Source organism: Gallaecimonas aegicerasi (genome assembly GCF_045291545.1).
Lineage (GTDB): Bacteria > Pseudomonadota > Gammaproteobacteria > Enterobacterales > Gallaecimonadaceae > Gallaecimonas.
Genome location: NZ_CP149514.1, coordinates 417,962 through 427,768 on the forward strand (window position 1 = coordinate 417,962; position 9,807 = coordinate 427,768).

Below are 9,807 nucleotides of genomic sequence, written 5' to 3' on the forward strand. Positions count from 1 at the left end.
GCGCCAGTATCTGGCGTGATCTTTACCTGAAGGCCGGGTACAACGGTCATCCGGTTTTAACAAGGAGATCTCATGGCTACTGTTACGTTGCAAGGTAACCCCGTTGAAGTCAGCGGCGAGTTACCTGCCAAGGGTGCCAGCGCGCCAGCCTTTACGTTGGTTGCTGGCGACCTGAGCGACAAGTCCCTAGGTGATTTTGCCGGTAAACGTAAAATCCTGAACATTTTCCCCAGCATTGATACTGCAACCTGTGCCATGTCAGTGCGTAAATTTAATGAACAGGCGGCCGCGCTCAATAACACTGTGGTGCTGTGTATCAGTGCCGATTTACCCTTTGCTCAGGCGCGCTTTTGTGGCGCTGAAGGCATTGACGGGGTGACCAATCTGTCATTGATGCGGGGCCGTGACTTTCTCAGTGATTACGGTGTAGCCATTGCGGACGGGCCCTTGGCCGGGCTGGCGGCTCGGGCAGTGGTGGTACTGGATGAAAATAACCAGGTACTGCACAGTGAGTTGGTCGGTGAAATTGCCAATGAACCGGACTATGACGCGGCGTTAGCCGCCCTGAAATAAGAAAAAGGCGCCCGTAGGCGCCTTTTTTTATGCGGTCACGTTGATGTTGTGACCTAAGGAGCCAGTCGGCTTGGGAGCGTCGTCACGATCGCCGTCCCCATCCGGTTTGGTGCCTTCAATCGGCCCTTCTGATGCCTGGGTTTTTACAGGCGCAGTGTGAGCCATATGCAAGGATGCTGCGGATACATTCATATTCCGTCTCCTTTGTAAGTGGCCCATTCAGTATGGCCAAGCGTTTCTTAACACCAACTTACGTCATCAAGGCATTTGCAAAATGATAGGAGCAAAGACGTTCTGGTTGGCGAATCTAAGTGACCATAATATAGCCAATTCACTTTTCAGTAGTCGAGCCAGATTGGCAGATGAAACGTTACGGTAGCTTCCAGCCCCCCGGCGTCATGCAGTGGCTGGCCATTGTGCTGACGGCGCTGTTGCTGACGGTGGAGGTAGCGGCACATCTGCTTTGGTTGCCGCCGGTCAATCATAGTTTCACGGTCGGCTCACTGGCAGAATGTATTGAGCTATTGTTGATCCTCGCTATCTGGCTGGCATTGCAACTGATGCGGGTGCCGCAACGCATTTACCTGTTGTTGAGCTTTGGTTTCGGACTTTGGTTGGTCAGCGGCGTCGCTGACGTACTGGATGAAATCGTCCAGCAACCTATCTGGGTGTCCATTTACATAGAAGATATGCCGCGCCTGCTTGGGCTAATGTTGGCGGGGTGGGGCGTTTATGCGCTGCTGCGCAACAGTTTCGAGGAACGTGATGCCTACCAGCAACAAGCTGTGCAGGATGAGCTGACCGGGCTCGGCAATCGTCGCTATTTTTTAGAGCTCGCGCAGCGTCGCCGAACCCGAGGCGTGGCGATACTGCTGCTTGATGTTGACCACTTCAAGCAGATCAACGACCAGTACGGCCATGATGCCGGCGATGAAATTTTACGCCGGCTGGGGTTGCTACTGCAGTTCTTTTGTACCGGCAGCAATGTGCCAGCCCGTCTTGGTGGGGAAGAGTTTGTTGTGCTTAGCAATCGTAACGAACCAGACAAGGTTCGGCGCTTTGCAGAGCAGCTACGGCTGGCGGTGGCAGACATGCCAACCGCACCGCTCCCCAACATCACCATCAGCATCGGTGTCGTGATAGGCGAAGGCTGTGAAGGTATTTCGCAATTACTGAAACAAGCTGATCTGGCGCTCTACCAAGCGAAAACCAATGGCCGCAATCAGGTAGTTATGGCTACGTCTGAGGAGCCTCTTCTGCGCTGACGATACGGTTACGGCCTTGTTCTTTGGCCTGGTACAAGCGCTGGTCGGCGCAGCGGTATAAGGTGGTAAAATCCTCGCCGTCGTCCGGCCAGCAAGCCATACCCATGCTGATGGTGTAGCGGATAGCATGCTCGGCCCAATGGCTGGGGCTGTCAGCAATGCGGCGCTGCAGACCTTCGGCAATGGAAACGGCATCGGTGCTGCTGGCTCCTGGCAGCAGCGCGCAAAATTCCTCACCACCAATACGAAACAGCCAGTCATTGCGCCGAGTGCTGTGGCGCAGCAGGGATGCGCAGTCTTTTAGCACCTGATCGCCACCGTCATGGCCGTATTGATCGTTAATACCTTTGAAATGATCCAAGTCCACCAGCAGCAGGATCATTTGCGAGTTACTGAGCTTGGCTTTATCGAAGGCATCTTCGAGGTGTAAGCGATTGAGCAGGCCGGTCAGTGGATCCCGGGCCGCGGCTTCTTGCAGCCCTTCAAAGACCTGCTGACGTTTGCCTTCATAAACATACGCCATAGCCCAGATCACCAGCACTGCCAGGCCGGTATTGGCCAGCGCTACCATGTTGATATGTGGAGCCAGTGACAGCATAAACAGGCCCAGCACGACAAATACCGCTGTCATTATGAAGCCGTAAAACATGCCCAGCAGCAGGTAAGACATCAGTGGGATCAGCGTCATCCAGATGAACAGGCCGGAATCCATGGGTGCGGTGGCAACGGCCACCATCACCACCGAGAAATTCAGCAACAGATATATAAAAGAGATCGGCATCAGGTGCCGGGTTTCTTTGATGAGTCTGAATAACACCACGCTGACCAGCGCCAACACTATCTCAATGCTGGCTATCGGGTAGTGCTGACGGAACAGGTTAGTGCCAGCAAACAGTGTGTTGCTGACAATAGTGAACATTAAAAAGGCGCGCAGTACTGCACGCCGATGCAGTTGTTTATCAGTCCAGAGGGAGGATTCCATGCGCACCGTTTCCTTGGGCTGTGCCGGTTCGTGGCCGGCGCATTGTTATGTGTCAATTTTCTAGAATACTCTAAAGTACTGTAGCAGCGATATGCTAACGCTACCTCTGGATGACGGTGAGGTAAGACATCGATGGAAGTTGTGGCCCTGGTATTGGCAATGAGCTTGCCCCCTAAGTTAGTCGCCCCCCTTGTACTTGATGGCATTAACGCCCGGGTTGAGACCCGTCACGTGCCCTTTCAAGGCTATACCATTCAGTACCAACACCGGCTTTGGCGTATCGACTTTGGTTCGGTTTGCGCCAATATGGACAAAGACAGCAGCCAGTACCGGCGCTGTCGTCAGGCGGCCAAGATGCTGTTTCAGCAGTTGTGCGCCGATATCAGTAACAGCAATTACAAAAGCATGTATTGCCAGGCGGCGCGTTTTTATCGTCCCTTTATTACATCTTCTGATCCGGCGAAAACGGATCCTCGACTGATGGCATTAAAGCGCCGCTGCGGCGATCTACGGATCCAGGCACTAGAAGATAAAAGCAAGGTGGCCGAGCGGGATCGCGTCTGCGCTGAGTATGAAGGTTTGCTGGGTGATAAATAATCACCGTGGCGCTGGTTTAACCAATTGCTTGTGTTATCGTTTTTCTAAGACATAGAGGTCTATGAGTCCGCAGCAGGCTGTCGCGGTGTAACCACGGGAGTGGGTTATGCGTTCTGTTTCCCGGCGTACTTTTCTGGCTGGATTGGCGTTAACGCCAGTACTGTTGAGCGGCTGCCTGTCTTCCCGGCCACTCTATTTAGCGACCCATGGCTGGATTGGCTATGAGCCGTTGTTTCTGGCGCGCCAGCATGGCTGGTTGGCCAGCAGTGCCGCGCAACTGGTTGAAACACCGTCGGCTACCGATTCACTGCACCTGCTTGGTAATGGTGTGGTGCAGGCGGCCACCTTGACGCTTGATGAAGTACTGCGCGCCCGCTCTTTGGGGATGGATCTGCGTATTCCGCTGATCTTTGACATTTCTGCTGGTGCTGATGGTGTGTTGTCTCGTCAGCCGATGCCCTTGTCGGCACTCAAAGGCAAACGCATCGGTGTTGAGCAGTCGGCAGTCGGGGCATTGATGTTGGCAGAATTGCTGAGTAAAGCCGGGCTGACAGCCCACGACGTTACCCCCATCCATCTGGGTTTTGATGAGCACCTGCGTGCCTGGCGGCAACGCCAGGTCGATGTATTAATCACCTTCGAACCGACCCTGACCCAACTTGAAAAAGAAGGTGCAGTACTGCTGTTTGATTCGCAGCAGATGCCGGACACCATCATTGATGTATTGGCGGTCAATGCCTCGGCAATAGATCCTCAGCAGCAACACTTGCGCCACAGTGTGACGGCGATTTTGCGGGCTATTGATGACATGAAGCAGAACCGCCAGGACGCGCTTTATCACATGAGTGAGCGCCTCCATAAGCCGGCAGCGGTATTGGAGCAGAGTTTGCAAGGGCTGCAACTGACCGGCCTGCATCAAAACCGCCGGATGCTCGCCGGAACCATGCCACTGCTGGAGCGCCAGGCTAAAAAAGTAGCCACTATCCTGGCTGCGGAGGGTCTGTTGCCTGCATTGTCACCGGCCCTATGGCAGCACCTGGCCAGCGCGGAGTTTTTACCCAGCTCATGAGTATTATTCATCCACGTAGTCTGAAAACATTGCTACCGATGTTGATTCTCGGTGCCACCTTGGTGTTCGTGATGCTGGCTTTGTTTATCACCGATATCAGTGAACGCCATTACTTACAGCGCAGTACCGAGCAACAGATACGCCAGCAGGGGGCCAGGCTGGTAAGGCTGGCGCAGCTGGACTTACAGCGTGACCCTCAGCAGTTAAACCGCGAACTGGTACTCAGTGTGTCAGGTTTGGGGCAAGCCAGTGCCGCCTTGCTGGATCCACAAGGCAAGGTGTTATTTGCCAGCCATCATCGTTGGCTGGGGGAGAAGGCGGCAGAACTCTGGCCAGAGACACCACTTACTGCCGGGATCCAGCCGCGTATTGAGCTTGATGGTAATACCATTACCGGCTGGTTTCCCTATGCCTACCCGGCGGCCAAGGGGGAATTGGCTAGCACTCGCCGTGGTCTGATCAGGTTGAGTTATGACTTGTCACGGCAACTGCTGGAACGGCGGCTTGATAATTTACGTAGTCAGCTGCCATTACTACTGTTCATTGTGCTGATGGTGTCTTTGTTTGCCTATTGGCTGCATTTGCAGGTGAGTCGCCCGTTGAACCGTTTGAAAGACGCCCTGGATGCCATTCATCGGGGGGATCTGGATATACGTGTGGGTGAGCAGGGGATGCTGGAGTTACGTGCAGTAACCCGCGCTTTTGACCACATGGCCGGGCAGTTGGCCCGGGAAACCCGATTGCTGCGCGAGCAACGCGACTTTAACCATGCTTTATTGCAGGCCTTGCCGGCGCTGGTCGTTGCCGTTAACCCTGAGGGGCATATTGAACTAGCGAACGATAAGGTCGCAGAGTTACTGCGCCAGCCGGTAGGAGAATTGATGGGTCAGTCTCTGGTCGCACTGGATGACAGTGAGCAGCTGCAACAGGCGCTACGTTCCCTGTTTAGTGGCCGGTTCGAAGAAGTGCACCAGCTGCAGGTTAGGTTCGAGCAGGAGGAAGAGGAGCAGTCGCGACTGCTGAGCTGGAATCTGCGGCGACTCCGTGATGACCTGGTGCTGGCGGTTGGCGAGGATGTCACTGAACAAGCCATGGCTCACCAGCGGCTACGTATGGCGCAAACGGTGTTCGACAACCTCAATGAGACATTGATGATCACCGACCAGCAGCAGCGCATCATTGCAGTGAATCCCGCCTTTACCGGGCTGATGGGCTATCGGGAAGATGAGGTGTTGGGCCGTACGCCGGTGCTGCTGCGTTCTGGCCTCCATGATGCCAATTTTTATCAGGAGATTTGGGACAGTATCCAGCGCTTCGGCCAGTGGCAGGGAGAGATCTGGGACCGCCGTAAAGACGGCAGTGTTTTACCGTTGTGGCAGAGTATTTCGGCTGTTTATGACGAACACGGCGAGTTGGCTCATTACGTTGCTGCCGGCGTTGATTTGTCGGCGCTGAAAAAGGCACAGGATCGTCATTCCTGGCTTAGTGAGCACGATCCGCTGACCGGCCTACTCAACCGGAGCGGGCTGCAGGAGCGCTTGCAGCAGTTTCAAAGTACCGCACTGTCAGGTCAAAACCATGGCGTGGTTATGGTGCTTAATCTGGATCGCTTTAACCGTGTCAATGAGGGGCTGGGGGCACAGTGTGGCGATGAGTTACTCAAGGAAATGGCTGTACGGCTGCGGGGCCAGTTTGCTGAACCGGCTGAGCTGGCGCGGTTGGCCGCCGATGAATTTGCTGTTTTGCTGCCTCCACAGTTTGGTTCCGAGCAGATGGCCTGCGAACAGGCCCGTGAGTTGATAGGCCACCTCTTCTTGGCGCTGTCACAGCCACTGATGTTGCAGCAGCAAGTATTTCATCTTACCGCCAGTTTGGGAGTGGCTATTTACGGGGCCAGCCATGGCGCCGATGACAGCTTACCTTTGCACCAGGCCGGTATTGCCTTGAATGCCGTTAAAACTGGTGCAGGCAACCGTCTGGCGTTCTTTGAACCGGGTATGGAAAACGCCATCCGTGAAGCCTTTGACTTGGAAGCCGCGCTGACCAAGGCCTTAGCTATGAGAGGAGAGCAATGCCCGTTTCGCCTGTACTTGCAACCGCAGGTCAGTGTCGAAGATGGTCTCTTTCGCAGCTTTGAAGTGCTGATGCGCTGGCAGGATGCAGAGCAGGGGTTGATCCCGCCCGGGCTGTTTATTCCTGTGGCGGAACGCAGTGGCCTTATTGTGCCTTTGGGTAAATGGCTGGTCGACAGTGCCTGTGCCTTGATGGCCACCATGCAGCGGCAGGGTCTGAACCACGCCGTGGCTATTAATATATCGCCCCGGCAATTTTCTGAAAGCAGCTTTGTTGAGGACATTGAGACGGCGCTGGAGCGTTATAAAGTGGCGCCTGAGCGGTTGATTCTGGAGGTCACGGAAGGGTTGCTAATTGATAATCCGGCCCATGTCGTGGCGACCATGAAAGTACTGGCGGACAAAGGCATCCGCTTTTCCATCGATGATTTTGGTACCGGTTATTCTTCGCTGGCGTACCTGAAAAAACTGCCAATTCGGGAGCTGAAGATAGACCGGGGTTTCATCAAGGACCTACCAGATGATAAAGACGATGAGGCTATTGTCGACACCATTATTGCCATGGCCAAGCATCTGAAACTGGACGTGGTAGCCGAAGGGGTGGAAACCGAAGCCCAGGAAGCTTACCTACGGGCCAGAGGTCATATTCTGGCGCAGGGGTATCGTTATGGCCGGCCAGAGCCCGCCTCTTATTGGCTTGAGCAGCTGCTGACAGGAGGCGCACCATGAAGGCACTGTGGTTGCTATTACTGTGGCTGAGTACCGGGCTGATGAGCTTTACCGGTGACGCTTCGCTGGCGGCACCGACAGTTCGCCCACAGCAGGCGGGCATTACTCTGGGGATCCTTGCTTACCGGCCTGAAAATATCAGCCAGCAACGCTGGCAACCGCTGGCCCGTTACCTGCAAAGCCGCTTGCAGGTGCCGGTTACGCTGAAAACCCTGTCTTATAAGAAACTGGCCAAAGCCATTGCCCGCCAGCAGGTCGATTTCGTGTTGACCAACCCGGCTCATTACCAGCTGCTGGCCTATCGCTATAACCTGACTGCGCCTTTGAGTACGTTGTTGTTGCCGGGGCCGGATGGACCCATTGATGTTTTTGGCGGGGTTATATTTACTCGCGCTGACAGCGGCATTACCGAACTTTCGCAGCTGCCGGGGCATTCTGTGGCCATTGTCACTCGGGGTTCTTTTGGCGGTTATCAGATGCAGCGGGCGGATCTGGAAAACCAAGGCATTGCTTTTCACCCCAGCCAGTTACTGGTGACCGGAATGCCCCAGGATCGGGTGGTCGAAGCGGTGTTGGCCGGGAAAGTGGATGTGGGTTTTGTGCGCAGCGGTATTCTTGAAAGTATGGCTGCCGAAGGCCAGCTGAATATGGCGTCGGTGCGCGTGCTGGGTCGTAAACACCTACCGCACTACCCTTACGTGAGCAGCACTCGGTTGTATCCGCAATGGGCCCTGGCGGCGTTGCCTCAGGTCAGTGAAAACCGGATACGAGAGGTCACGGTATTGCTGATGGGATTGCCCCATAACGGTACTGTGGCGCACCAACTGAATATCTGGGGCTTTACCATTCCCCGTGACTATCAGCCGGTACTGGCGCTGATGAAACAGCTGCGTGTGCCTCCCTTTGAACATGGGCCGGTGTTCACCATAGCGGATGTCTGGCAGCGTTACCGATTCGCGGTGATTATCATCATCGCGCTGGTATTGCTCAGTACCATCTTGTTCGTGGTGATCTGGCGGCGCCATCGGCAACTCATGCGCTTGCAGGACACTGTTACCGGCCAGCGCAAGGAGCTGGCCCACCGCATGGCCAAGGAGAAACAGCTGTTTGCGGCGCTGGATGAAGGGGTCTACGGTGTCGACAGCAACGGACTCTGTACCTTTATTAACCCGGCTGGGCTGAAACTACTGAAGCTGGACAATGAGCAGCAGATCATCGGTCAGCCCATTCATAGCCGTTTTCACCGTCACCTTCATGAAGACAAAGCCTACCCGGAAGATGACTGCCCGATCTTTCGCACCTTGCAGGATGGTCAGCTGCGCCAGTCGGACGATGAGTGGTTTTCCCGCACCGACGGCAGCCTTTTTGCGGTGGCACTCAGGGTAGCGCCAATGCGCACCAGTGAACGCGTCAGTGGTGCGGTTGTGGCTTTTCAGGATATTACCGAGCGCAAAAAACTGCAGGCGCAACTGGAACACCAGGCAACCCATGACACTCTGACCGGGCTGTTGAACCGCCGGCAATTCTATACCCTGGCATTGCGAGAACATGCCCGAATAGAGCGCCACGGTGAGGGCGCTGCCTTATTACTGCTGGATCTGGATTACTTCAAGAAGGTCAACGACACCTTTGGCCACCTGATGGGTGATGCAGTACTGCGCGACCTTGGGCTGTTGCTCAAAAGCACGTTGCGTACAGAAGACTTGGCTTCGCGCTATGGCGGCGAGGAATTTTTGCTGCTGTTACCGCAGACGCCGCTGACAACGGCGGTGATCACCGCGAACCGGCTTCGTGAGCTGATCGCCAGCCGGGAAGTGGCCCAGGATGAACAGCATGCCAGCTATACCGTCAGCATCGGGGTGACGGCGCTGCTGGCCAGCGATCATCGTCTGGATACGGCCATTGCCCGTGCTGACGAGGCCTTGTACCAAGCAAAAATGAATGGCCGTAACCGGGTGGAAGTGGTGAGCACCTCGACGCTAGTGAAAGACTCTGGCGACAGTGCTGAATAGGGATGATGATGAATGACATACAACAGGATGTGTTATGTGGCTTAGTGCATTGGCGTTAGCCACAGTATTACGCTATCCGGCTGAAGCGCTTAGCCAGCAATTTCTCGATGGTATGAACGTGCCGGTAGTCAGTCGTCAGGTGCCCTATCAGGGCCTGATGATCCGCTTTAATCACTAGTTCTAGCGCATTGATGCGCGCTCGGTGTGCTTTGACTACCAGCAGCAAAGTGCCAGCCGTTATGCGCAATGTACCGGCCAGGCCAAGAAGCTGTTTATGGTGCTGTGCGAACAGGTGACGCAGCGGCGTTTCAAGAACATGTATTGCAATGCCGCTGCCCATTACCGCCCGATGGTGGCGAAAGTGGCGGCTTACGGCACGGATCAGCAGGCCTTACTGAAGCGCCAGTGCGGCGACTTGCGAGTCGCGGCACTGCTGGACAAAACCAAGGTGGCCGAGCGTAACCGCGTTTGTGCCGCTTATGAGCACAACAGCCAGTAGGCCCGGCCA

The 9,807-nt window shown here is 55.1% G+C and carries 10 protein-coding genes; 8 read left to right on the forward strand and 2 right to left on the reverse strand.

Annotation, left to right across the window (positions count from 1 at the left end; all coding sequences use genetic code 11):
• Positions 1 to 72 precede the first annotated feature (72 nt).
• Positions 73 to 573 (forward strand): thiol peroxidase, encoded by a 501-nt coding sequence (gene tpx / locus WDB70_RS02070; protein ID WP_406666121.1) that lies wholly within the window; start codon positions 73 to 75, stop codon positions 571 to 573.
• 27 nt (positions 574 to 600) lie between these two features.
• On the opposite strand, the gene WDB70_RS02075 is transcribed toward tpx, so the two are convergent.
• A complete protein-coding gene (locus WDB70_RS02075) occupies positions 601 to 765 on the reverse strand; it encodes a hypothetical protein (protein WP_406666123.1) in 165 nt (54 codons plus the stop codon).
• A 170-nt stretch (positions 766 to 935) separates the two neighbouring features.
• Here WDB70_RS02075 and WDB70_RS02080 point away from each other — a divergent pair, with 170 nt between their 5' ends.
• A complete protein-coding gene (locus WDB70_RS02080; protein ID WP_406666125.1) occupies positions 936 to 1,838 on the forward strand; it encodes a GGDEF domain-containing protein in 903 nt (300 codons plus the stop codon).
• Here the strand turns inward: WDB70_RS02080 and WDB70_RS02085 are convergent.
• Positions 1,810 to 2,820: a GGDEF domain-containing protein gene (locus WDB70_RS02085; protein WP_406666127.1), complete on the reverse strand. Its 1,011-nt coding sequence runs from the start codon at positions 2,818 to 2,820 to the stop codon at positions 1,810 to 1,812. The genes WDB70_RS02080 and WDB70_RS02085 overlap by 29 nt on opposite strands.
• Positions 2,821 to 2,952: 132 nt before the next feature.
• Here WDB70_RS02085 and WDB70_RS02090 point away from each other — a divergent pair, with 132 nt between their 5' ends.
• The 6 genes from WDB70_RS02090 to WDB70_RS02115 all read left to right on the forward strand — a co-directional run bounded on the left by WDB70_RS02090 (position 2,953) and on the right by WDB70_RS02115 (position 9,798).
• The gene (locus WDB70_RS02090) at positions 2,953 to 3,417 is read left to right on the forward strand and encodes a hypothetical protein (protein ID WP_406666129.1); all 465 of its coding nucleotides are present in this window, start codon (positions 2,953 to 2,955) and stop codon (positions 3,415 to 3,417) included.
• 106 nt (positions 3,418 to 3,523) lie between these two features.
• Entirely contained in the window at positions 3,524 to 4,486 is a 963-nt protein-coding gene (locus WDB70_RS02095) for an ABC transporter substrate-binding protein (protein WP_406666131.1), read from the forward strand.
• A complete protein-coding gene (locus WDB70_RS02100; RefSeq protein ID WP_406666133.1) occupies positions 4,483 to 7,287 on the forward strand; it encodes an EAL domain-containing protein in 2,805 nt (934 codons plus the stop codon). Before WDB70_RS02095 ends, WDB70_RS02100 begins: the two co-directional genes overlap by 4 nt.
• A complete protein-coding gene (locus tag WDB70_RS02105) occupies positions 7,284 to 9,299 on the forward strand; it encodes a diguanylate cyclase (RefSeq protein ID WP_406666135.1) in 2,016 nt (671 codons plus the stop codon). The genes WDB70_RS02100 and WDB70_RS02105 overlap by 4 nt, the downstream gene beginning before the upstream one ends.
• Before the next feature lie 34 nt (positions 9,300 to 9,333).
• Positions 9,334 to 9,477 (forward strand): hypothetical protein, encoded by a 144-nt coding sequence (locus WDB70_RS02110; protein WP_406666137.1) that lies wholly within the window; start codon positions 9,334 to 9,336, stop codon positions 9,475 to 9,477.
• A 24-nt stretch (positions 9,478 to 9,501) separates the two neighbouring features.
• Positions 9,502 to 9,798, forward strand: coding sequence for a hypothetical protein (locus WDB70_RS02115; protein WP_406666139.1), 297 nt, complete (start codon positions 9,502 to 9,504; stop codon positions 9,796 to 9,798).
• Positions 9,799 to 9,807: the final 9 nt, after the last annotated feature.

Excerpts from the sequence above, each read along its gene's own strand:
- tpx (WP_406666121.1), top strand. The coding sequence starts at position 73 with ATGGCTACTGTTACGTTGCAAGGTAACCCCGTTGAAGTCAGCGGCGAG.
- WDB70_RS02075 (WP_406666123.1), bottom strand. The coding sequence starts at position 765 with ATGAATGTATCCGCAGCATCCTTGCATATGGCTCACACTGCGCCTGTA.
- WDB70_RS02080 (WP_406666125.1), top strand. The coding sequence starts at position 936 with ATGAAACGTTACGGTAGCTTCCAGCCCCCCGGCGTCATGCAGTGGCTG.
- WDB70_RS02085 (WP_406666127.1), bottom strand. The coding sequence starts at position 2,820 with ATGGAATCCTCCCTCTGGACTGATAAACAACTGCATCGGCGTGCAGTA.
- WDB70_RS02090 (WP_406666129.1), top strand. The coding sequence starts at position 2,953 with ATGGAAGTTGTGGCCCTGGTATTGGCAATGAGCTTGCCCCCTAAGTTA.
- WDB70_RS02095 (WP_406666131.1), top strand. The coding sequence starts at position 3,524 with ATGCGTTCTGTTTCCCGGCGTACTTTTCTGGCTGGATTGGCGTTAACG.
- WDB70_RS02100 (WP_406666133.1), top strand. The coding sequence starts at position 4,483 with ATGAGTATTATTCATCCACGTAGTCTGAAAACATTGCTACCGATGTTG.
- WDB70_RS02105 (WP_406666135.1), top strand. The coding sequence starts at position 7,284 with ATGAAGGCACTGTGGTTGCTATTACTGTGGCTGAGTACCGGGCTGATG.
- WDB70_RS02110 (WP_406666137.1), top strand. The coding sequence starts at position 9,334 with ATGTGGCTTAGTGCATTGGCGTTAGCCACAGTATTACGCTATCCGGCT.